Source organism: Microbulbifer variabilis, from assembly GCF_056232115.1.
In genome coordinates, this window is the sequence record NZ_CP174325.1 from 368,222 (window position 1) to 390,995 (window position 22,774).

At 50.7% G+C, this 22,774-nt stretch carries 26 protein-coding genes; 15 read left to right on the top strand and 11 right to left on the bottom strand.

Translation table 11 applies throughout. The features are described 5' to 3' along the window. Nucleotides 1-228 precede the first annotated feature (228 nt). From rpsI to zapE, 3 genes are all read right to left on the bottom strand, one after another. Entirely contained in the window at nucleotides 229-621 is a 393-nt protein-coding gene (gene rpsI, locus ACJJI7_RS01590) for a 30S ribosomal protein S9 (RefSeq protein ID WP_020412600.1), read from the bottom strand. Nucleotides 622-636: 15 nt separating this feature from the next. Then, nucleotides 637-1,065 carry a 50S ribosomal protein L13 gene (gene rplM, locus ACJJI7_RS01595; RefSeq protein ID WP_020412599.1) on the bottom strand — a complete coding sequence of 143 codons (429 nt, stop codon included), beginning with the start codon at nucleotides 1,063-1,065 and terminating at the stop codon, nucleotides 637-639. A 117-nt stretch (nucleotides 1,066-1,182) separates the two neighbouring features. Next, on the bottom strand, nucleotides 1,183-2,307 hold the full coding sequence (zapE, locus tag ACJJI7_RS01600) for a cell division protein ZapE (protein ID WP_026305001.1): 1,125 nt from the start codon (nucleotides 2,305-2,307) through the stop codon (nucleotides 1,183-1,185). Between the two features lie 344 nt (nucleotides 2,308-2,651). On the opposite strand from zapE, the gene ACJJI7_RS01605 reads away from it, so the two are divergent. Further along, nucleotides 2,652-3,092, top strand: coding sequence for a Z-ring associated ZapG family protein (locus tag ACJJI7_RS01605; protein WP_026305000.1), 441 nt, complete (start codon nucleotides 2,652-2,654; stop codon nucleotides 3,090-3,092). A gap of 88 nt (nucleotides 3,093-3,180) precedes the next feature. On the opposite strand, the gene sat is transcribed toward ACJJI7_RS01605, so the two are convergent. Beyond that, nucleotides 3,181-4,371, bottom strand: a complete 1,191-nt coding sequence (gene sat, locus ACJJI7_RS01610) for a sulfate adenylyltransferase (protein ID WP_020412596.1) — start codon at nucleotides 4,369-4,371, stop codon at nucleotides 3,181-3,183. 791 nt (nucleotides 4,372-5,162) lie between these two features. Here sat and ACJJI7_RS01615 point away from each other — a divergent pair. Together ACJJI7_RS01615 and ACJJI7_RS01620 are read left to right on the top strand one after the other, a co-directional pair. Further along, the gene (locus ACJJI7_RS01615) at nucleotides 5,163-6,305 is read left to right on the top strand and encodes a S1C family serine protease (protein WP_020412595.1); all 1,143 of its coding nucleotides are present in this window, start codon (nucleotides 5,163-5,165) and stop codon (nucleotides 6,303-6,305) included. Nucleotides 6,306-6,323: 18 nt separating this feature from the next. Continuing rightward, nucleotides 6,324-6,752, top strand: a complete 429-nt coding sequence (locus ACJJI7_RS01620) for a nuclear transport factor 2 family protein (RefSeq protein WP_444901083.1) — start codon at nucleotides 6,324-6,326, stop codon at nucleotides 6,750-6,752. A gap of 46 nt (nucleotides 6,753-6,798) precedes the next feature. On the opposite strand, the gene ACJJI7_RS01625 is transcribed toward ACJJI7_RS01620, so the two are convergent. The 6 genes from ACJJI7_RS01625 to ACJJI7_RS01650 form a co-directional block, all read right to left on the bottom strand. After that, nucleotides 6,799-7,962, bottom strand: coding sequence for a hypothetical protein (locus tag ACJJI7_RS01625; RefSeq protein ID WP_020412593.1), 1,164 nt, complete (start codon nucleotides 7,960-7,962; stop codon nucleotides 6,799-6,801). Between the two features lie 47 nt (nucleotides 7,963-8,009). Continuing rightward, the gene (gene hisD / locus ACJJI7_RS01630) at nucleotides 8,010-9,317 is read right to left on the bottom strand and encodes a histidinol dehydrogenase (protein WP_020412592.1); all 1,308 of its coding nucleotides are present in this window, start codon (nucleotides 9,315-9,317) and stop codon (nucleotides 8,010-8,012) included. Between the two features lie 21 nt (nucleotides 9,318-9,338). Then, nucleotides 9,339-9,968: an ATP phosphoribosyltransferase gene (gene hisG / locus ACJJI7_RS01635; protein ID WP_353376025.1), complete on the bottom strand. Its 630-nt coding sequence runs from the start codon at nucleotides 9,966-9,968 to the stop codon at nucleotides 9,339-9,341. 58 nt (nucleotides 9,969-10,026) lie between these two features. After that, nucleotides 10,027-11,289, bottom strand: coding sequence for a UDP-N-acetylglucosamine 1-carboxyvinyltransferase (gene murA / locus ACJJI7_RS01640; RefSeq protein WP_020412590.1), 1,263 nt, complete (start codon nucleotides 11,287-11,289; stop codon nucleotides 10,027-10,029). A 42-nt stretch (nucleotides 11,290-11,331) separates the two neighbouring features. Continuing rightward, the gene (locus ACJJI7_RS01645; protein ID WP_020412589.1) at nucleotides 11,332-11,565 is read right to left on the bottom strand and encodes a BolA family protein; all 234 of its coding nucleotides are present in this window, start codon (nucleotides 11,563-11,565) and stop codon (nucleotides 11,332-11,334) included. Nucleotides 11,566-11,652: 87 nt separating this feature from the next. Beyond that, nucleotides 11,653-12,306, bottom strand: coding sequence for an MlaC/ttg2D family ABC transporter substrate-binding protein (locus tag ACJJI7_RS01650; RefSeq protein WP_020412588.1), 654 nt, complete (start codon nucleotides 12,304-12,306; stop codon nucleotides 11,653-11,655). Nucleotides 12,307-12,697: 391 nt separating this feature from the next. Between ACJJI7_RS01650 and ACJJI7_RS01655 the strand changes: the two genes are divergently transcribed. From ACJJI7_RS01655 to yjgA, 12 genes are all read left to right on the top strand, one after another. Then, nucleotides 12,698-13,669: a KpsF/GutQ family sugar-phosphate isomerase gene (locus ACJJI7_RS01655; protein WP_444901082.1), complete on the top strand. Its 972-nt coding sequence runs from the start codon at nucleotides 12,698-12,700 to the stop codon at nucleotides 13,667-13,669. A 60-nt stretch (nucleotides 13,670-13,729) separates the two neighbouring features. Further along, nucleotides 13,730-14,269, top strand: a complete 540-nt coding sequence (locus tag ACJJI7_RS01660) for a KdsC family phosphatase (RefSeq protein WP_020412586.1) — start codon at nucleotides 13,730-13,732, stop codon at nucleotides 14,267-14,269. Continuing rightward, nucleotides 14,269-14,835, top strand: coding sequence for an LPS export ABC transporter periplasmic protein LptC (gene lptC, locus ACJJI7_RS01665; RefSeq protein ID WP_020412585.1), 567 nt, complete (start codon nucleotides 14,269-14,271; stop codon nucleotides 14,833-14,835). Before ACJJI7_RS01660 ends, lptC begins: the two co-directional genes overlap by 1 nt. A gap of 58 nt (nucleotides 14,836-14,893) precedes the next feature. Beyond that, nucleotides 14,894-15,370 carry a lipopolysaccharide transport periplasmic protein LptA gene (gene lptA, locus ACJJI7_RS01670; RefSeq protein ID WP_245556673.1) on the top strand — a complete coding sequence of 159 codons (477 nt, stop codon included), beginning with the start codon at nucleotides 14,894-14,896 and terminating at the stop codon, nucleotides 15,368-15,370. 99 nt (nucleotides 15,371-15,469) lie between these two features. After that, nucleotides 15,470-16,195 carry an LPS export ABC transporter ATP-binding protein gene (gene lptB / locus ACJJI7_RS01675; protein ID WP_026304998.1) on the top strand — a complete coding sequence of 242 codons (726 nt, stop codon included), beginning with the start codon at nucleotides 15,470-15,472 and terminating at the stop codon, nucleotides 16,193-16,195. A gap of 191 nt (nucleotides 16,196-16,386) precedes the next feature. After that, entirely contained in the window at nucleotides 16,387-17,844 is a 1,458-nt protein-coding gene (locus ACJJI7_RS01680) for an RNA polymerase factor sigma-54 (RefSeq protein ID WP_444901081.1), read from the top strand. 187 nt (nucleotides 17,845-18,031) lie between these two features. Beyond that, nucleotides 18,032-18,322, top strand: coding sequence for a ribosome hibernation-promoting factor, HPF/YfiA family (gene hpf / locus ACJJI7_RS01685; protein ID WP_020412581.1), 291 nt, complete (start codon nucleotides 18,032-18,034; stop codon nucleotides 18,320-18,322). A 3-nt stretch (nucleotides 18,323-18,325) separates the two neighbouring features. Continuing rightward, nucleotides 18,326-18,787 (top strand): PTS IIA-like nitrogen regulatory protein PtsN, encoded by a 462-nt coding sequence (ptsN, locus tag ACJJI7_RS01690; protein ID WP_020412580.1) that lies wholly within the window; start codon nucleotides 18,326-18,328, stop codon nucleotides 18,785-18,787. Nucleotides 18,788-18,920: 133 nt separating this feature from the next. Then, the gene (rapZ, locus tag ACJJI7_RS01695; RefSeq protein WP_020412579.1) at nucleotides 18,921-19,778 is read left to right on the top strand and encodes an RNase adapter RapZ; all 858 of its coding nucleotides are present in this window, start codon (nucleotides 18,921-18,923) and stop codon (nucleotides 19,776-19,778) included. Nucleotides 19,779-19,802: 24 nt separating this feature from the next. After that, the gene (locus ACJJI7_RS01700) at nucleotides 19,803-20,072 is read left to right on the top strand and encodes an HPr family phosphocarrier protein (protein WP_020412578.1); all 270 of its coding nucleotides are present in this window, start codon (nucleotides 19,803-19,805) and stop codon (nucleotides 20,070-20,072) included. A gap of 107 nt (nucleotides 20,073-20,179) precedes the next feature. Then, nucleotides 20,180-21,547 carry a magnesium transporter gene (gene mgtE / locus ACJJI7_RS01705; RefSeq protein WP_020412577.1) on the top strand — a complete coding sequence of 456 codons (1,368 nt, stop codon included), beginning with the start codon at nucleotides 20,180-20,182 and terminating at the stop codon, nucleotides 21,545-21,547. A 79-nt stretch (nucleotides 21,548-21,626) separates the two neighbouring features. Next, entirely contained in the window at nucleotides 21,627-22,139 is a 513-nt protein-coding gene (gene yjgA, locus ACJJI7_RS01710) for a ribosome biogenesis factor YjgA (protein ID WP_020412576.1), read from the top strand. Between the two features lie 100 nt (nucleotides 22,140-22,239). Here the strand turns inward: yjgA and msrB are convergent, their stop codons facing one another. Next, nucleotides 22,240-22,773, bottom strand: coding sequence for a peptide-methionine (R)-S-oxide reductase MsrB (gene msrB / locus ACJJI7_RS01715; protein ID WP_444901080.1), 534 nt, complete (start codon nucleotides 22,771-22,773; stop codon nucleotides 22,240-22,242). Nucleotide 22,774 lies beyond the last annotated feature (1 nt).

Genomic DNA, 22,774 nt, shown 5'->3' on the forward strand with positions numbered 1-22,774 from the left:
AAGTCCCGCTCCGGCAGATTGCCCGCGCGAATAAACCCCACAAATCAAGCGGATACAAATCCGCGCAATGTTAAAGAAAATGCCATTTTGATACAAGGCAAAGACATAGGAACGTCGGGAATTACGCAGCGAAACAGCGAGAAATCGAGCAAAGCATCACAAGCACTGCTCAACACACCAAATGCCGGAGATAAAAAAGCCCGGCAGATGCCGGGCCCAAAAGAAAGCTTAACGCTTGGAGAATTGCGGCTTCTTACGCGCTTTGCGCAGACCGACTTTCTTACGCTCAACCTCACGAGCGTCGCGGGTAACATAACCTGCGGCGCGCAGCGGTTGACGCAGCGCTTCATCGTACTGCATCAGGGCGCGAGTCAGGCCGTGACGGATAGCACCCGCCTGACCAAAAGAACCGCCACCTTTTACAGTTACAGTAACATCGAATTTTTCAACCATATCGGCTCTTTCCAGCGGCTGACGCACGATCATGCGAGCCACCTGACGACCGAAGTATTCGTCCAGGGTACGACCGTTTACAGTGATCTTGCCCTCACCAGGCACGATAAATACACGAGCAGTAGAGGTCTTGCGGCGGCCGGTACCGTAGTATTGAGTAGTTGCCATCAGATTTATTCCCGTTTAGATCGCCAGTTCAGTCGGCTGTTGAGCCGTGTGAGGATGTTCACTACCGCTGTATACTTTCAGCTTCTTGAACATGGCGCGACCCAGAGGACCCTTCGGCAGCATGCCTTTTACGGCGCTCTGAATGGTGCGCTCGGGCGCTTTCTCGATCAGCTTCTCAAAACTGATGGACTTGAGACCACCGGGGTAGCCAGAGTGGCTGTGGTAGATCTTGTCCTTGGCCTTATTGCCGGTCACGCGAACCTTTTCTGCATTAATTACGATAATGTAATCGCCAGTGTCCACGTGGGGCGTATATTCAGGCTTGTGCTTGCCGCGCAGGCGGTGGGCGATCTCGGCAGAAATACGGCCGAGGGTCTTGTCCGCAGCGTCAACAATGTACCAGTCGCGTTTTACCGCTTCTGGCTTGGCACTGTATGTCTTCATGTTATAAACACCTGTAATATGACCCCCTGAATTAGGGGCCGTCCCACAAAAGAGCGCGGATAGTACAAAAGGAGTGCTCGCTTTTCAAGCGATATTTCGACGTGTCACGAGGCGTCATTAGTCGGGGCGATGCGCCCGCTCCAGGTACTCGCGGGACTGCATTTCCAGTAGGCGACTAACAGTGCGCTCAAACTCAAATCGCAGTTGTCGCCCACCATAAAGTTGATCGGCCGACACCTCCGCCGAGATCACCAATTTGACGCAACGGTCATAGAATTCATCAACCAGATTGATGAAACGTCGCGCCTGGGCATCCATCCTTTCATCAAATCTGGGCACCGCAGCGAGCAGCACAGTCTGAAACTCCCGCGCCAGTTCGATGTAGTCATTTTGCGAACGAGGCCCATCACAGAGGTCAGCAAAATCAAACCAGGCCACATCATCAGCTACTTTAAGTGCACGAATAGGCCTCCCCTCCACCTGTAAATCCACATCGCTTCGAACCTCACAGCCATCCACGCTCAACTGTGTAAAGCTGTGCGATAGATTTGCGATCGCAGCGTCATCCAAAGGTGCATGATAAAGCTCCAGTAATTCAAGGGTACGCAAGCGATAGTCGGTACCTCCATCAACATTAACCACTTTGGTATGACGTTGAAGGAGCGCAATCGCCGGCAAAAAGCGCGCCCTTTGCAAACCATCTTTATAGAGCCCCTCTGGCTCGATATTAGAGGTAGCCACAAGGGCCACCCCGCGACGAAATAAGGCCTCCAATAAACCTGCAAGGATCATGGCATCGGCAATATCGGACACAAAAAACTCATCAAAACACAGGACCTGGGCCCGGTTCGCGATCTTATCGGCCACCTTCTCCAGTGGGTTTTTCTCCCCAGCATACTGCTTTAAGCCCCCATGTACTTGGCGCATAAAACGGTGGAAGTGAGTCCGCTGCTTCCTGGGGAAAGGCAAGGACTCATAAAATGCATCCATCAAATAGGTCTTACCGCGTCCCACCCCACCCCAAAAGTAAAGCCCTCGCTCCGGACCGACATCCGCCCTGCGAAGGCGGGCAAACAGATTCCCAATAATGCCCCGCTCAGCCCTCTCGACCAGACGCCGATGCAAATCCTGCAACTCCTGCACCGCCGCTCGCTGCGAGGGGTCCTCAATAAAATCCGGGCGCTGCAGATCATTCTCATAACGCGCTATCGGGGAACAAAATGACGGGTTGGCAGGAGGCATAAAGGAAGATTCTTCAACAACTGTATTACTGGCGCGCACTCTATCAAATTCACTATAGCGCCGCCTAGATAGCAGAGAAGCCGCCATCAGCCCTAGGCCCACCCACTCAACCCAGTGCAATTCGCCAGGAGCCAGCGGCAATTCGGAACTGCAGGCTAACCTGCGTGTCGCAATTTACCAACAGTATTAATTGTCGGGTTAATAATCGCGTATACTGGGTCCGCTAACATGGGGTTGATAGTCACTTGAGGGGGACTACCCGAGGCGTGGGGCAGTGCCACTACCGCGCCGGCATCCATCACGGATCGCCAATGCCATATAAAAGCAAGTTGAGGAGGTAGTAAGTGCACTCTACATCGGTATTAATTCTAGTCGGCGTCCTGGGCATGACCTTGGGCGCCCTGCTGGCATTCCTCGCAGTCCGCGGACGCAGCAGTGTCGACCGCACTCAGGAACTCGAGCTACGCCTGCGGGAAGCCAATAATAAAATGGAGGACTTCCAGCTCCAGGTAAACGAGCACTTTGACCAGACATCCCAGCTCGTTCACAACTTAACCGAAAGCTACAAGGAAATTCACGAGTATTTATCCAACAGCGCTCTGCGCCTTTCCAGCCAGGATATCGGTCGACAAATGCTCGAAGCCGGGAGCGGCAAGCTGAAGGAGGATGACAAACAACTTCAGGATATGGAGCCCCCTAGAGACTGGGCTCCCAAGGAGCCCGGAGCCAAAGGTACCCTTGCGGAGGATTACGGCCTGGAAAAAGAGGCACACGCAGGAAGTTAGACTTAGCCATCAACTGTTACTTCGGCAGAGCTTTCAGTTGATAACCCAATTAAAAAGGCGGGATAACCCGCCTTTTTAATTGGAAACTTTACAAACTCTGATAGTAATCCATGAGAATTTGCGCCACCTCTGGGCGAGAGAACTCTGGGGGCGGAGCGATACCATTACCCAACATCTCACGCACCTTGGTACCAGATAATAGAATGAAGTCCTCTTTAGAGTGATCCGGCACATCACGCATCATCACGACCTTATTCAGCTTTTTTGAATAGGCGGTATGGTCAGCACGAAAGATTTCAATCTCCAATGCACCCTCGGGTACCCTTCCATCAAAAATAGTCTGGGCATCAAAAGCACCATAGTAGTCACCGACACCCGCGTGGTCGCGCCCAACGATCAAGTGGCTGCAGCCACAGTTTTGGCGGAAAACGGCATGCAGTACAGCTTCGCGAGGGCCCGCATACAACATATCGAAGCCATAGCCTGTAACCATTACAGTATTTGCCGGGAAGTAAACTTCCACCATCTTACGAATTGATGCATCCCGGACCGGCGCTGGAATGTCCCCTGGCTTTAGCTGGCCCAGCAACATATGAATCAGCACACCATCGGCCTCCACAGCCTCCAGCGCCATTTTGCATAATTCTTCATGGGCTCGGTGCATCGGGTTGCGTGTTTGAAAGGCAACCACCTTATTCCAGCCCCGCTCGGTAAATTCATTGCGAATTTCCACAGCCGTGCGGAAAGTATCCGGGAAATCATTCTGGAAATAGCTGAAATTGAGCACTTCGATTGGGCCGGAAATTAACTTCCTCCCAGCTGACTTAAAGGTCGCAACGCCAGGATGTTTTTCATCGAGCGTGCCAAATACCTGCTCAGCCATGCTATTCATTTGCTCATCAGTAATGGTCTCAATGGCTTCTACATCCATTACCGCCAGCACTGGGTTGCCCTCAACATTGGGGTCACGTAATGCAATCCGGGAAGCACCTTCTATAGCACCGCAGTCCTCTACCACATTCAAGACAGGAACCGGCCAAAAGAGACCATCAACAGTGCGCAAGGTCTCAGCCACACTCAGCGCATCGGCCAGATTCATATAGCCGTGCAGCGGATTAAAGTAACCAGCCCCCAACATCACTGCATTGGCCGCCGCGGCAGAGCTGACCACAATCGAGGGCAGCGACTCCGCTTCATGCATCAGTTGGTGATGCCTTTCACTGTCGTACACAAAGCGCGGCTGCAGCTCAATACTGCCATGGGGGCGAACTAGGGACATGCTGGTCTCCAAATACAAATATTGCCGGTTAGTCTTAAATTTTCGACGGGCCATTATACGCACTTGCAGGATGCGACCAATGCCAGCCCATCACAGGAGACGGGATTATAGACCCTGCCAGTCCACTCTAATAATTACCCTCCAAAATCTGGTTAACCTCCCCCATGGGAAGGCGCAAGGAGAAAGTGCTATCCAAAAGCGACAAACATCAAAATTGAACAGTGATGGCAAAGGACTTAAAGGAGCATTTAGGAGGGGGGCTTCCATTCACAAAGCCAACTTAACTTGTAGTTTCCTATCAAGGAGGCACCACGTGAGTTGGGCCAACAAAATATAGCAGCGGCCTTTTAGGCTGCTTCTAGATACACGAGAGCACGATCTGAAAGTAGCCTTAAGAAGCTCTGTATACGGCAATTAACTGGGCATAAAGCCTTTGCTTTGAAAGCAAAATTTTACATTACAAATTTGATTTTTGAGATAGGCACGGAAACATATAATAACCCACGAACAGATTGGGCCATAAACGATAGAACAGCAGATAAACCTACAGATAAGAGGCAACAGCCAATAAAAGAGCTGTTTCCTTAGGCCAGCTGTGTATGGACCTTATATTGCCATCTCCACCCCAACACTTCGCATATCAACCTTAAAACCATGAGTAAAGGCCCATATCTACTGACATAAACAATCATAAATCTCCTTTGTCTCTCCTCGGCCAAAGACAGCAAAATGCCCCTCCCGGCGATTCCATTCCAAGACGTGTGTATAATCAGCGCAAAGAGGAGTCGAGAGTGTCCCAAAATCGCTTTTTACAAGACTGGGCTTTACCCATTCTGGTAGGCCTGGCCATGGCGGCCTTGCTGTTAGTTATATTCCCGCAATTGCGTGGCACTGCTCCAACCCCCAAAGGCGGAGATTGGCAGGGCCCCGTATCCTATGCCCATGCAGTCAATGTTGCAGGACCTGCTGTGGTTAACATTTACACCCGTATGGCCCTGCCCCAGCGACAGCACCCACTATTTAATGACCCCCTTTTTCGCCGTTTGTTCGACAATATGAACGTTCCCCAACGGGAAAGGATGCAATCAAACTTGGGATCAGGAGTTATCGTTAGCGACAACGGTTACATCCTTACCAATCACCACGTAGTGGATCAGGCAGACGCCATAGTCATTTTATTAGCCGACGGCCGCGAGGCCCAGGCCCGCATGGTCGGTAGCGATGCTGACTTTGACCTAGCAGTTTTGAAAATTGAACTCGACGGACTCACTTCTATCTCTGTTGGTGAGCCAGAGTCAGCCCAAGTGGGCGATGTCGTTCTGGCCATAGGCAACCCTTTCGGGGTCGGGCAGACGGTCACCCAGGGGATTATTAGTGCCAAAGGGCGTCACTTGGAGAACTCAGGAACCGGCAGCCATCTGCAAAACTTCCTGCAGACGGATGCCGCTGTCAATCCCGGCAACTCCGGTGGAGCACTGGTAGACTCCCGCGGTCGCCTGCTCGGGATTAACACCTCTATCCTCAATCAGTCCGGCTACTCCGGTGGCATTAGCTTTGCAATTCCCGCTAATATCGCCTTCAAAGTTATGCAGGATATTATCGCTTATGGTCGTGTGGTGCCGGGGTGGCTCGGGATCGAAGCCAGTGCCATCAGCCCACAGATGGCTCGCGAGTTCAAACTCTCTTCCTCAGGCGGAGTCATGATCACCGCAATTTACAACGAGAGCCCGGCTCATAGTGCAGGCCTCAAGCCAGGGGATGTGATTACCCATATTGATGGCCTGCCAATTGGCGATGGTAAGCAAGGTGAGGCAACTATGGCTACACTCCGCCCCGGAGATACCATCTCGATCACTTTTACCCGCGAAGGTGCCTCCCACACAGTGGAAGCAACAGTTTCTGTGAAACCAGAAACCACTACGACAACTGAGTAACCATTGGAAGGTGCAAATATGCGTGCAGCCATTCTGTTTATTTTTCTAGCCCTAGTTGCTGGGCAGACTCAGGCCGATGACCGCAAAGATTTACAGAAACTCCTAGACAACTTTATTGCTGGTGCCGCTACTAGTACAGAAGTCCATAAACGTTTTTGGGCCGAGGACCTGATCTACACAAGCTCATCGGGCAAACGCTTTGGTAAGAGCCAAATAATACAGGGGATGGAAAGCAGCTCAACTGAACCTGTAACAACAAGTTACGCAGCAGAGGATGTAGATATCCGCTTACTGGGTGACACTGCCGTAATTGCTTTTAAGCTGGTGGCCAATGATACCTCTAGCAAGGAAACCAGCCACTTCTTCAACACAGGCACTTTTGTGAAACGAAATGGCGTATGGCAAGTGATCGCCTGGCAAGCCACTAAGATCCCAACTGAGGGCTAAATGCCATATGAGGCGGTCAAAAGAAAACCGCCTCTTTCAATTCAGGTTAATTAACCACTTGCTTATCACGCCAATTCGCACGAACTTTTGCCATAAACTTGGATTCACTAGGAACACCTGCATTCGCAATTAACCCACGCGCAAATGCCTCCACCTCCGCCCTATTCCTCCCCACTCCGGCAAAAGAAGCACGAACCTTGATAAATTTATCCTTGCGCACAAACAGGTAAGTGTGTGTGTCAAAACGCTCCCCATCTGCTGCAAGGAAATGACCGGAAAGACGTGTTACCGGAGTCGCCTCTCCATGAACACTCCAGATCTCAGAAACCTCTTCACCGAGATCCAGGGATTGCCAACGCGCCTCCCTTTCAACTAGAGCCAATTCCCGCCGAATCCTTTCGACCTCTCGAATTTGCGCTGACTTTGGGTCTTCCCAATTCCAGTTAGGTATCGGATAAACGAAAACATCCACAGAGTCAAAGTGAAACTGACGGTGCACATAACGAGTTTGCGCACCATAAAGGGGATGATTAGCCAGAACTAAAGGATTGCTTACATACTCTCCTACTGACTCCGGTAAATTGAGAGTTTGGTGATAGTCACTGGCCTCTATCGTTTGGAAAAGTAACTCTGGGGCCATGACCTGATCTTGCTGCAAGCGAGATATCAACTCTGATGCAACTGCCTTTGCAAGATCCCGATCGGCCTTTCCGGCTGGGGTGAGTAGACTTATTCTTGATGTAAATGGAATTTCAAACTGATAGCGCCTTAATGGCAGGCCGTGCCAGGTGAGTGTTGCATCAATATGTATATCACGGCTCGTACTCAAGGGAGCCAGCATCATCGTTGCACCTGCGATTACGGCCCCGCCGATATCCTCTGCTCCCTCCTCCAAATATCCAGCTGAAGTAATGAGCAGTTGGTACGGAACTTCATCTTCACCCAGCAGGACCAAATCAAAAATGCCCGAACTCTCGAGCTCCCTGTGCAACTCCTGATAATCAATCACATCGAACTGGCAGTGCTTAAGAAGAGATCCATTGGCAAACTCATCACAGCGCCGCTCAAAGTCTGGCTCTGGTATTTTGGCAAACAAAGTGACAGGCGGCAGACTCTGTGGGTCCTGCATATAATCGGCAACTACGAAGTCATTGGTTGTCGCACAGGCGACAACCAGTAATGCGACAAAGCACAGAAGTGTTTTTTTCATCTTATGCCTTCCGACAAACTATTTGCACAAGAGGGCAAGCTGGCAACTTAACGCTTTACCCGATAGATGGCCGAGCGCGCATGGGCCTCAAGGCCTTCCCCACGAGCAAGAGTAGCGGCAACACGGCCGAGTTTATCGGCGCCCTCAGGAGAGCAATAAATAACAGAGCTGCGCTTTTGGAAATCATACACACCCAGTGGCGACGAGAAACGTGCAGTTCCACTGGTTGGCAGCACATGATTAGGACCCGCACAATAATCTCCCAAAGCTTCAGCAGTATAGCGCCCCAGGAAAATTGCACCGGCATTGCGAATTTGTGGGAGAAGGGACTCTGGATCTGCCACAGAAACCTCAAGATGTTCAGGAGCTATGCGATTGGAAATTTCCAATGCTTGCTTCACAGAGTCAACCAGTATCAAAGCCCCACGATCAGCGAGGGACTTAGCCGCAATTTCTGCTCTTGGCAGGTCGGTTAACTGGCGCTGCAGGGAGGCCTCCACTGCGTCCAGGAATGCCACATTCGGGCACAACAGAATCGACTGGGCCTGCTCATCATGCTCAGCCTGAGATAGAAGGTCCATAGCGATCCAATCGGGATCGGTAGCACCATCACAAATCACCAATATCTCCGAAGGGCCCGCAATCATATCAATGGCTACATGACCAAACACCGCGCGTTTAGCAGCGGCAACGAAAACATTGCCGGGACCCACTATCTTATCCACAGCAGGGATTGTCTCAGTGCCATAAGCAAGAGCAGCTACAGCCTGAGCCCCACCAATGGTATACACCCTGTCAACACCTGCGATTGCCGCAGCTGCCAGAACCAGATCGTTAAGTACCCCCTCAGGAGCGGGCACTACCATGATGACGGAATCGACGCCCGCAACCTTCGCCGGAATCGCATTCATTAATACGGACGACGGATAGCTGGCCTTACCACCGGGTACGTAGATACCAACCCTCTCCATCGGCATAATTTGTTGGCCAAGTACAGTCCCATCAGCCTCGGTATAACGCCAGGATTCCTGCCGCTGATGCTTGTGATATTCACGCACTCGCTGTGCGGCAGTCTCCAGAGCTTCACGCTCATCAGCACCAATACGCTCAAGTGCTGCAAATAAATCGGATGAGTCAAGTGCAAACTCTTCCGCCAAGGTTAACTCGCGACTGTCAAAACGATTGGTATATTCGATGACGGCAGCATCACCACAATTGCGTACTTGCTGGAGTATCTCCGCAACAGTCGCCTCAACGCTCTGACTAGCCACCGTCTCCCAGGACAGAAGCTGCTTCAACTCTGTATCAAAATTATCAGCGGTGGCATTCAGCCGGCGAATACTCTTTTTAGTCATGATTTCCTAGACTTTTTCACTTTATGCAACTGCCGCTGCCAGCTTCTCAATCAAGTCGCTGATAGGCTTGTACTTCATCTTCATGGCTGCCTTATTGACAATCAGACGGCTACTAATATGCGCAATAGTCTCACGAGCCTCCAGGCCATTGGCTTTCAAGGTATTTCCGCTATCGACAATATCTACAATCTCATCAGCCAGGTCCATTAGTGGAGCCAGCTCCATTGCACCATATAATTTGATGATATCTGCCTGACGCCCCTTGGCAGCGTAATGGCGCTTGGCGCTCTCCACAAACTTAGTTGCCACTTTAATCCGACCGCTAGGCAAAGTTGCACCCTTCACACCAGCAGCCATGAGGCGACAACGAGCAATTCCCAAATCCAGAGGCTCATAGATGCCATCTGAATGATGCTCGAGCAGGGTATCCTTACCAGCTACTCCCATATCCGCAGCGCCATGCTGCACATAGGTAGGCACATCAACACCTCGAAGAAGTAACAGGCGAATACCGTCACAGTTGGTTGGGAAAATCAATTTACGACTCTTGCCAGGGTCCTCCAGTGGCTCCAGCCCTGCAGCAGCGAGCAATGGTAGGGTTTCTTGCAAGATTCGCCCCTTGGTCAGAGCGATAGTGATTTGCATAGTCATGATAAGGCCGGATTATTTTCTGGCAGCCGCCTCAAGAAAAGAGGCGGCGAGTTTCCCTTTAACCGGGTACGCGGCGAATATTCGCCCCCAGCTGCTGTAATTTTTCCTCAATACATTCATAGCCACGGTCAATATGGTAGATACGATCCACAGTAGTAGTACCCTCAGCCACCATACCCGCAATTACCAGACTGGCCGAGGCACGCAAATCAGAGGCCATTACAGGAGCCCCTTTAAGCTTCTCCACACCAGTAACAAAAGCAGTATTACCTTCCAGGGTAATATTGGCTCCCATGCGGTTTAACTCATGCACCTGGATCAAGCGATTCTCAAAAATGGTCTCAACCACTGCTCCTTTACCTTCAGCCACAGCATTCATCGCAGTAAACTGAGATTGCATATCTGTGGGAAATGCCGGATAAGGTGCCGTGCGAAAGCTAACAGCCTTGGGGCGATTCCCCTTCATATCCAGCTCAATCCAGTCATCCCCACAACTCAAGTGCGCACCAGCTTCCTCAAACTTAAGCAATACGGCATCAAGAATATCAGCACGAGTGTGCAATAAACGTACTTTACCCCGTGCAGCTGCAGCAGCCGCCAGAAAGGTGCCTGTCTCAATGCGATCGGGCATGACAGTGAATGTACAGGGAGCTAACTTTGGAACTCCGTGAATACGTAAAGTATCAGTGCCTACACCCTCAATTTGCGCGCCCATGGCAATCAGGAATTCTGCCAAATCGACAATCTCGGGTTCCCTCGCCGCATTGTGCAGAACGGTTGTACCTTCCGCCAACACCGCGGCCATTAGCAAGTTCTCAGTGCCGCCCACAGTCACTTTTTCCATGACGATATTGGCACCTTTGAGGCGGCCGTTGGAACGCGCACGGATAAAACCACCGTCAATTGCGATTTCGGCGCCCATAGCCTCCAGCCCCTTGAGATGGATATCTACGGGACGGCTACCGATAGCGCATCCCCCGGGAAAAGACACGTTTGCCACCCCGTGGCGAGCTAATAATGGCCCCAACACGAGTATTGATGCCCGCATGGTTTTTACCAGTTCGTAGGGTGCTGTCAGGTCATTGACTGAACGGGGATCTATCTCTACACCTAGCTTTTCGTCAATTGTGACATCACAACCCATGCAGCGCAGTAGGGTGATCATAGTGGTGATGTCATTAAGGTGCGGCAGGTTGTGAATATGTACCGGGCCATCTGCCAACAGGGCAGCAGCCAAAATAGGCAGCGCAGAATTTTTTGCGCCGGAAATTCGCAATGTACCGGATACAGGGCTGCCGCCCTCTATTATTAACTTATCCATTCGGTCTCATATTTCGGGAGTCGCTGTTTTCACAGTGACAGGTTAACGACTGGCTTCTTCTGGAGTAAGTGTCTGCATCTGTACTGCATGAAGAGTACCATCGGCAATTTTTTCATTGAGCGCTGCATAAACAAGCTGCTGCTTTTTTAGGCGACTCAAACCTTCAAAGGCACTACTGACCACAGTTACCAGCAGGTGACTGCCTTCAAAAGTGACATCGACATTACTCTCGGGAATATGACCCTCAATCAGGGCTTTGATTTCATCTGGTTGCATAGGCGGGATTTGCGTTGAGTTAAAAAACAGCACGCAAGTGTACTTGAATCGGGGAAAGCGCGCAGCTGCGCGCCCCAAGTTCGCTAACTAGCTCACCTTATCGACAACATCTTCACCAGCAGACCAGTTGGATATGACCTTGTCGATATCACCGTAGGTCTGCATGGACTGGGCAAACTGGCTGCGAAAAGTTTTGCCCAGATTGACGCCATTCAGAATGACATTAATCAACTTCCACTGTCCCGCACGATTACGTACCAGGGTATAGGATACTTTGGTGATGCCTTCTTCACTGCGCACTTCCTGTAAAACATTAACCCGATTTCCAGAGGGAAGGGTTCCAGGATTGACAACTTTCACGTCCAAATTACCAAAATTTGCCACACCACGTGCGAAGGTTGCCACCAGGTCACGACGGAATGTACTGGTGAAGCGGGAGCGTTGCGTCGCCGTGGCCTGCTTGGCATAACGCCCCATAACACCACGCGCAATAAAATCAAAATCCACCACTGGGTCCAGAACGCCCTCAACCGCACTGTAGTATCTCTGGGGGTCAGAATTAGCGTACTGAGAATTTGTCTTAATTACACCCAGCAACTTTTGGGAAACCCCCTCGATCATGTTATAGGGGTTTTGGTTGGCGTGTGCCACAGGAGCCACAGCAGAAACCACTACCGCGAAGAGTAAAAAACTAAGCCACCGGGAAAAATCGTACCGACCAGCCCAAAATGATGTATTCACAAATAATCTCCAATTAGCAAATCATTCCTTGGACGCACATGGCTTTAATAAGTGCCATGACGATGCCACTGCCCTTAAGTCCCATAGGAACCCCTGAGGCCTTGTCGATCGTCCTTTGAGTGACAGAGCTGACAGCAGCGGCGGCAGACTATACCATGGCCGCGCCCGGAGTTGTGGCGGTGTGCGAGCGTGTCATTTAATGCCCCTGAGCCAATTTCTGAACTCTTACAGAGCCAGCTATCCGCTAATAATATAGATTAGCACGACAACAGCCGTGACCTGGTCAAAGCCACCGGCGCCAGAGCCTGGCAAGTGAATTTAGGCGCCATAGGCGAAGAACTACTTTGACCAATATCCCCGACAAACAAAAGTGCTTAACCAGAGGTACTCAATGACCCAAGATTTAGTATTACAAGCAGGACAGCGTACCGTTCGCATGGAGGTGGAAGCCGTTGCTGAACTGGAAAAAAGAATCAACGGTGAGTTTCAACGCGCCTGTGAAATGATTTTACAATGCCGTGGACGCGCTATTGTTACCGGCATGGGGAAATCCGGGCATATCGGCCGTAAAATGGCGGCCACACTGGCCAGCACAGGCACCCCTAGCTTTTTCGTTCACCCAGGCGAGGCCAGCCATGGGGACCTGGGAATGATAACCCGCGACGATCTGGTAATTGCCATCTCCAATTCAGGCTCATCCGCAGAGGTGCTGACTCTGCTTCCATTGCTGAAGCGACTCAGTATTCCAATGATCAGTATGACGGGTAAAAGAGACTCCCCCCTTGCCCAAGCGGCCGACGTCAACCTGGACATTGCTGTACAAACTGAAGCCTGCCCCCTGAATCTAGCCCCCACCTCCTCAACGACTGTCACATTGGTGATGGGCGATGCCTTGGCTGTAGCCTTATTAGAAGCCAGAGGCTTTACTGCAGAAGACTTTGCGTTCTCCCACCCAGGCGGTGCCCTGGGAAGACGCCTGCTATTAAAAGTTGAAGATGTAATGCATGCAGGTGATGAGTTGCCCCAGGTACATACTGATACTTTGTTATCCCAGGCCCTATTAGAGATGACCAGTAAAGGCTTCGGAATGACAACTATTGTCGACCCCAAAGGAGAACTTATCGGAGTTTTCACTGATGGTGACCTACGCCGTGTTATTGACCAAAAAATAGAGTTGGACATAGCCACTATGGAACAGGTGATGAGCCGCCGACCTAAAACAGTCTCAGCTGATACCCTGGCTGCTGAAGCTTTGAGGATCATGGAAGACTACAAAATCACTGCACTGGTCGTAGAAGACGAAGCACACTTCCCAATCGGCGTATTACATATGCACGATATTCTCCGCGCCGGAGTAATCTGAGATAATCAAAAGTTACTGAGCGAAAAAATATCGCCCATCACAGCATGTAAGGAATACCCGGTGATTTCTGAAAAAGAATTGAATTCTGCACTTAAAAAGGTGCGCTGGTTGGTCTTGGATGTGGACGGAGTCCTAACCGATGGCAAACTATATTTTGACAATAGTGGTAATGAGCTCAAGACATTCAATACGCTGGATGGACATGGAATTAAAATGCTGCAGAACTCTGGAGTGAGAGTAGCCATCATCACAGGCAGGCGCAGCAGCGTAGTCGAACGCCGCGCTCATGACCTAGGTATTAAAAAGCTGATCCAAGGCCGGGAAGACAAATTTGCAGCACTAAAAGAGCTACTCGCTGATGAGCCCTGTCGCCTTGAAGATATTGCGTATATCGGCGATGACTACCCGGACCTGCTGGTGATGACGCATATTGGTTGCCCTATCGCACCCCCCAATGCTGCTCCTCCTGTGAAAGACCGCGCCTTGTGGATAACCAGTTCCCGAGGTGGCGAGGGCGCTGTCCGTGAAGTCTGTGATCGCATCATGCTGTCCCAGGGTACTTTTGACGCAGCCTTAGCACCTTATATCGGAGAGCAGTGATGCGCACCTGGTTGCCACTTTTATTTGTGGTAGCGCTCATCAGCGCAGGACTCTGGTTTTCCGAAAGCCCTCCGGAGCAGTTGCTGGGAATCCGTCCAACGCCTCAACAACAGGGCCGTGCTGCCGATTTGATAATCCGCGATGCCAAAACTCGTCATTTTAATGAGGAAGGAAATCTAGCCTACCGAGTTGATGCAGAACAAATTACCTATTACCAGTTCAAGCGCCGAGACAGGGCCGAACTCACCGAGCCTCGAATGCTTTTCTTCCAGGAAGACCAGCCGAAGTGGCGCACTGAGTCCAGGCAGGGAGCAGCATACAACCGTGGTGAGCGTGTTGTTTTAAGTGGTGATGTAGAAATTGATGAACTCCCTTCTCCTGGTGGTATCAAACTGGAGACATCAAGCATCACTATTTTGCCGGATAAGGAATTCGCCGAAACAGACAAAATTGTTACTATTAGCTCCGGTCCTAACCAGACTAAAGGAAAGGGAATGCGCGCATACCTGAATGAAGACCGGGTGGAAATCCTATCCGATGTAAAGAGTAACTATGATCCCAAGTAAACTTTGCCACTACCTAGTCAAGAGTTCCGCGTTCACCATGCTTCTGATTGCGACGTCAATGGCAAACGCACTCCCCGAAGACCGCCAACAGCGCATTAATATTAGCTCGGATGCGATGAATGCGGGTTTAAGCAGCAACCTAGTGGTTTATAACAATAACGTAGTGATAACCCAAGGCTCTTTAAAGATAGAGGCGGACCGAGTAGAGGTTTATTTCACCCCGGAAAAGGAAATCAGTCGTGTTATTGCCTTAGGCAAACCTGCACGCTTCCAACAGAAAATACTGGAAGGCGAGAACCCGATAAAAGCACGGGCTCAGCGCATCGAATATGCAGTCGCCTCTGAAGAGCTACAACTTACCGGGAAGGCCTACGTAGATCGTGACGGCAACACCTTAACCGCAGAGAAAATTGACTACGACCTAACTACCGAACAAATGAGCGCCCAGGGTCAAGCTGGCAAACGGATAGAGATGATCTGGCAGCCAGAGAAAAAAGATGGAAGCCAGACTCCAAGCAACGACGGCAGCCAGTAAAGACATTACCCAGAGCCGTAAAAAGTAAAGATTTCATCTATCACCCTCTTCACCGGCGAGCGTTTGTGCTCGCAACATGGACAGATTTCGGTAAATACTATGCCAACGCTGAAGGCGTTACACCTAGCCAAGCAATACAAGAAAAGAAAAGTCGTTCAGGACGTATCCGTCAGTGTCTCTAGCGGACAGGTCGTCGGTCTCCTTGGGCCTAACGGTGCAGGTAAAACCACATGCTTCTACATGATTGCTGGCCTGGTCCAGGCTGATGCTGGTCAGGTATTGATCGATGATGAGGATATAACCCGGCTATCCATGCATGGCCGCGCCAGAAAGGGAATTGGCTACCTCCCCCAGGAAGCCTCCGTTTTTCGCCGCCTATCCGTTCGGGATAATATCCTAGCCATTCTAGAAACCCGCAAAGACTTAACCCGCGCCGAGCGCCAACAGCAAGCACAGGAGCTACTCCAGGAGTTCAATATCACACATATTGAAAACAGTCTGGGAATGGCCCTCTCTGGCGGGGAACGCCGTCGGGTAGAAATTGCCCGCGCCCTAGCAACAAACCCCAGCTTCGTACTGCTGGACGAACCTTTCGCTGGGGTGGACCCTATTTCCGTCAATGACATCAAGGAGATAATCCGCCATTTGCGAGATCGTGGAATCGGCGTCTTAATTACCGATCACAACGTGCGAGAGACGCTGGATATCTGCGAGACTGCCTATATCGTTAGTGAGGGTCATATTATTGCAGCGGGCACTCCAGATGAGGTGCTGGCCAACCAGCAGGTACGCGAAGTCTATTTGGGACATGAATTTACCATTTAGAGACAGATCGCTACATTTGTCACCAGACATCTTGAATATTGACAAAATTAATCGCCGAAAGAGCTACTTAACAATAAGGCAGCCAATCTAACCGGCATGCTTATTGCTTGTAATACTTTTTAGGCCGGGGTAGTCTGCGCCATCTGAGGTTATTTATACCTCCATGTGATCTCAGCCTGCAGCACCCCAATATGAAGCAGTCTCTTCAACTAAAGCTCGGTACCCAGCTGACCATGACACCTCAGTTGCAACAGGCAATACGCCTATTGCAGCTTTCGACTTTGGACTTACAACAGGAAGTCCAAGCCGCCCTGGATAGCAACCCGATGCTGGAGGCTGAAACTGACGAAATAGCTTCCAGCGCAGATATCTCAGAGCTACAAGCGGAGCCTATTAACGAACAGGCCACCCCCTCTACTGAGCATACCGTAGAGGAGCGGGATCTCATCGAAAGTGACTGGAGTCAAAGCATTCCTGAAGAGCTTCCCGTAGATTCACGCTGGGATGACGTCTACACCAGCCACAGCGGTAGCACCGAGAGCGAAGACCCCAGTTTTGAGCGCAACACCTCTACGGACGGCCTGCAGGATCACCTGCGATGGCAGCTCAACCTGACCACCCTCTCCGAGCTGGACAAATCAATCGGAGAAAATCTGATAGACGGCATAGAACCTAATGGTTTGCTATGCACACCTCTTGATGAAATTGCAAACTCCCTTTCTGTTGGGGAGGATGAGGTGCTTGCTGTGCTCAGGGCTATCCAGCAATTTGAGCCTGCTGGGTGCGGAGCGCGTAATTTACAAGAGTGCCTATTACTGCAGTTACAGCAGCTCCCTGGTGAGACTCCATGGTTAAAACAGGCCCAGTGTATTATCCAGCGCCACCTTGACCTTCTCGGCAAGCGGGATTTCCGTCAGTTAAGTCGGCGCACACGTCTAAATGAAGCCCAACTGGGCGAGGTCATCCGGCTGATCCAAACCCTGAATCCTAATCCAGGTGAGAGATTCGCTGAGCAGGAAGCCACCTATGTGACCCCGGATATTATTGTTTCACGTAGGGAGCTAGGCTGGCAGGCAAACTTAAATCCGGAGATCACCCCCAGAATTCGCGTTAACAGTCACTATGCCTCCATGGTTAAGCGGGCAGACAACTCCAGAGATAACAACTTCCTGCGCGACCACTTACAGGAGGCACGTTGGTTTTTAAAAAGCCTACAGAGCCGCCACGAGACTCTGCTGAAGGTCGCCAATTGCATCGTGGAAAAACAGCAGGGATTCTTTGAAGAGGGACCTGAGGCCATGCGCCCTATGGTACTGGCGGATGTAGCTGAAGCCATTGGCATGCACGAATCTACTATTTCCAGGGTAACCACTCAAAAGTACATGCTCACTCCTCGCGGAACTTTTGAGTTGAAATACTTTTTCTCCAGTCATGTAAGTACTGATTCTGGCGAAGACGCCTCTTCCACTGCTATTCGTGCATTAATTCGCAAACTTATAAATGCGGAAACGCCTCGCAAGCCCCTTTCAGATAACAAAATCACCCAGGAACTGGATCAGCAAGGCATTAAGGTAGCGCGACGCACTGTAGCAAAATACCGGGAATCCATGGGAATTCCCTCTTCCAGTGAGCGAAAACGCCTGGTCTGATCCACAAATATGATTTTTAGACCAACCTAAGAACCTGGGTCACAAACTCGTTGGCACCACACTTCACCCCTCTGCAACCAAACTCCAAACTTTGAGTGTATCCTTCCATTCTGGGCCACTTCCTAGTAGGGTTGCGACCCGAAAGGGAGACGTGCCGGTATGTGATGCACCCGATTAGGAGAAATCCATGCAGATCAACATTAGTGGTCACCACGTCGATGTTACCTCACCAATGCGCAGCTACTGCGAAAGCAAGCTGGAGAAGCTCTCTCGGCATTACGACAATATTACTAACGCTCAGGTTATCCTATCCGTCGAAAAATTGATCCAAAAAGCAGAGGCCAGAGTACATATAAATGGTCACGACCTCTGTGCCGGCTCGGAAGACAAGGATATGTACGCGGCCATTGACGCTCTGACTGATAAGCTGGACCGCCAACTGAAGAAGCACAAAGAGAAGTTGCAGAACCACCGCTGAACTATGACACTGGAAGCTTTACTCTCTCCCCGCCTGAGCCTTTGCCATCTGGCGGGGAGTAGCAAAAAAAAATTATTGCTCAATATTGCCCAGGCTATTGCCGAACAATACCCGCAACATGACTCCGATACCATCTTCAACCAATTGATTGCCCGAGAACGCTTGGGATCAACTGGAATTGGGGAGGGGGTTGCGATCCCCCACTGCCGTCTGCCTGGTTGTGAAGAACCAATTGGCGTTCTCTGTACCATTGAGCCTGCAATTGATTTTGACGCCATCGATCGCCAGCCTGTTGATTTGTTATTTGTTCTACTAGTCCCCGAGGATGCGGAACAGCAGCATTTAGAAACTCTGGCCGAGATAGCAGCGCTATTTTCCAATAGCGTAGTAAGAGATAAGTTACGCCAGGCCAAGACCAGCGACGAACTCTACGCACTTGCCATAGATAGCGCTGCAGCCGCGTGATCCAGGTAGTGAACCAGCCCATGGGTAAACTGAAGTTAAATGCTAATGTTGATGACAACCACTCTGTCACTATCAATCACAATGCAGTTATTTTAAAAATCAGTGATACACAGACCTTAGAAAGGGGACACCCATGCGCTTGGTTATTATCAGCGGCCGTTCTGGTTCCGGAAAAAGCTCTGCCCTTCAGTTATTAGAGGACGAAGGGTTTAACTGTATTGACAACCTACCGACCAGCCTGCTACCAGAACTAGTCAAAAGGGTTCACGAGCAACCGGCAGAAGGGGATACTCAGCTGGCTCTTGGCGTCGACGCCCGAAATCTTTGGCAGGATATCAAACAGGCCCCACGGGTAATTGAATCCCTGCGTGCAAACGGCGTAAAGTGCGATGTTATTTTCCTCGACGCCCGTGAACCAGTGTTAGTTCAGCGCTTCAGTGAAACCCGGCGGAAACACCCTCTCAGCAATGACTGCACCCACCTACTAGAAGCACTCAACCAGGAAAAGGAACTACTCACACCGATCTCTGCGATGGCGGACATGGTGATAGACACCAGCAATCTCAGTTTGCACGAGCTACGTGGATTAGTGAAAAACCGGGTAGTAGGTGAAAAGTCAGAGAGCATGGCAATCCTTTTCCAATCCTTTGGCTTTAAATACGGGGTTCCCGTAGATGCGGATCTGATATTTGACTTACGCTGCCTGCCAAACCCTTACTGGGAGACAAGCCTGAGACAGAAAACCGGCCTGGACCCCGAGGTTGCCGAATACCTACAAGGCCACCCTGAAACCGGTAAAATGCAGGCGGATATCACCAGCTTCCTGAATAACTGGTTGCCCTCCTACCAAAAAAGCAATCGCAGTTATACCTGCATCTCCATTGGATGCACTGGCGGTCGCCACCGCTCTGTATATATGGTGGAGCAGTTGGCCAAGATTTTTTCAAAACAGTTTAATAACGTTCAGATCCGGCATCGTGAGCAGAAGTAACATCCAATTAACTTAGACGCACTTATGCAAAAACAGCGCCTCACCATTATCAACAAGCTCGGTCTACACGCCCGCGCAGCCAGTAAGTTCGCCCAGACCTCTGCGCGATTCTCTGCAGATGTCAAAGTACACTGCCAGGGCAAATCAGTCGACGGAAAGAGTGTAATGGCGCTTATGCTGCTAGCCGCTGGTAAGGGAACGGAACTTGAATTGGAGATTGAAGGCCGTGACGAAGACGATGCGGTGAGCGCTATTAGTGATTTGGTATCAGAACGCTTTGGCGAAGCCGAGTAGTTTGCAAAAATAGCCCCCTCTAGATAGAGTCCCGCCATGGGCATAAAATCGCCACTTATCCCAAGCGACCTCAGCCCGCAATCACCGCTAAGTAGTAAGGATTAGTCGTGTCCAGCCCACCTCAAGCCGAAATTAAATTCCGCGCCCAAAATCAGCTCAGCGAGCTATTTGCCGCGCTCGATAGCGGCACTGGGCAGGAAGTCCGGCGCATGCTCAAAACCCTGACCCCCCAGAGCATTGCCCAGTTACTAGAAAGCTCCCCTCCCCGCATTCGCCAGGTACTTTGGAATTTAATTGAGCGAGATGTAGAAGGTGAGGTACTCCAAGAGCTGACAGATGAGGTGCGCAGCCAGATCCTCGACACCATGGATACCGAGGAGATGGTGGAGATCATGGAGGGGCTGGATGCGGATGATATCGCTGATATCCTCCAGCAACTTCCCGAGCGTGTTGTATCGGAAGTTCTCTCCTCTATGAGCGAGACCGACCGACTGCGAGTGGAAAGTGTTCTTGCCTACGATGAGAACACCGCCGGCGGCCTGATGGATACCAATACCATCTCTGTGCGCCCTAACCTTAGCCTAGATGTGGTTCTTCGTTACCTGCGTCGCCACGAGCAACTGCCAGAATCCACAGACAGCTTATTCGTAGTAAATCGTAAGGGACAGTACATAGGGTTACTGCCACTATCAAAGCTACTGACTACAGATCCATCAGTAACAGTTCGCGAGGTAGTAAATACCGACGTAGAACCTATCCCTGCAGATATGCGCGACACCGAGGTTGCCCGACTGTTTGAGAAGTACGACTGGATCACCGCGCCAGTGGTCGATGAGGATAACCGCCTGTTGGGCCGCATCACAATTGACGATATTGTGGATGTAATTCGCGAAGATGCCGATCACTCACTGATGAGTCTGGCCGGCCTTGATGAAGAAGAGGACACCTTTGCCCCGGTAAGGCGTACGGCTCGAAGAAGAGCTTTGTGGCTGGGCATAAACCTCCTAACTGCCCTGCTCGCATCCTGGGTTATCAGCTTATTCCAAAATACCTTGGAAAAAGTGGTGGCACTTGCAGTGTTAATGCCGATCGTTGCCAGTATGGGGGGCGTTGCTGGCAGCCAAACTCTCACAGTAGTCATCCGGGGCATGGCACTCGGACAGATTGGTAAAAGTAACCTGAACTGGCTACTCTCCCGCGAGCTGGGCTCAGCTGCCCTGAATGCCTTACTCTGGTCACTGGTTATGGGGGTTATTGCCGCACTTTGGTTTAGCGATATCACTATCGCCATTATCATTGTCGCAGCTATGGTAATTAACCTGCTTACCGCCGCATCGGCGGGCGCAATATTACCTGTAGCCTTGCGAGCTATGCGTATTGACCCAGCGCTGGCAGGTGGCGTAGCCCTGACTACCATCACCGATGTTGTAGGGTTTATGTCTTTCCTCGGCCTTGCCACCTGGTATTTTGGCTGAGACGTGAAATATCCCAGTGGCACAATGCCTCTGGTTAGAGCAAAATCGGGAAAGCCCCGGTTAACGTGCGGAATTTGAGATGTACGAAAACGATGATTATGAGGATGACCTGCCAAAGAGTAAAACTCAGGTCAAACAGGAAATGCACCAATTACAGGAGTTGGGCAAACAACTGACTGAGCTATCTAAGGCCCAACTTGCTGAAGTACCACTGGATGAAGATCTGCGCGATGCCATAGATACCATGGCACGAATCAAATCTAACGAGGCCCGCCGCCGCCAGATGCAATTTATCGGCAAACTTATGCGCAGTAGCGATCATGAAGCTATTGAGGCAGTTTTGCTGAAATTCAAAGAGCGGGACCAACGTCACCTGCACTTCGATAAAATGGCAGAGGATTGGCGCAAGCGCCTGCTTGAAGGTGGGAACAGTGCCCAAGGTTCTTTTTTTGATCAGTATCCGCAAGTGGATCACCAACAGTTGCGTCAGTTGGTAAGGGACTCCCAAAGAGAGGTTAAAAACAATAAGCCCCCCACAAATCAGCGTAAATTGTTCCGCTACTTACGCGACTTTTTTATGCAGGATACCTGATACCCCAGAGTAGCTCCCCGGGGTGGTATTTCTCCCGCCCCGAGTCCCTCCCAGCTTACCAAGCCACCATCCCAGAAAGACCTTTAGCAACAATCGCTAATTATTGCTTGTTTACAGTTGCTGGCTCAAAATCTAAGGCAAGGGAGTTCAGGCAATAACGCAGTTGTGTCGGTGCCGGACCATCCTTAAATACATGCCCCAAGTGCTCCCCACATTTTGACAGCACTTCTGTACGGCGCAGGCCCCAACTAAAATCGTCTTTTAAGACTATATTTTGCGGATATGCCACATCCCAGAAACTGGGCCAGCCGGTACCTGACTTATATTTGTGCTTTGAGCTGAACACCGGCAGGCGGCAACCAGCTGTTACATAAGTCCCCTCTTCCTCGTTGTAGAGTAACTTACCAGTAAAGGCTCGCTCAGTATCCTTTTTCCACAGGACCTTGTAACGATCCTCAGGCAGAATCTGTTTCCACACCGATTTGGGAATCTGTTCCAGCCCCTTACCTTCGGAGATCCTCTCCTTGGCCTCTCCTACGGTCATCGTCTGGATACGCTGGTCATCGGCCTCGGAGCATGCCGATAATGCCACGGCTACCACCAACAGGGAGCCGAGTATTTGAGATTTCGTCATT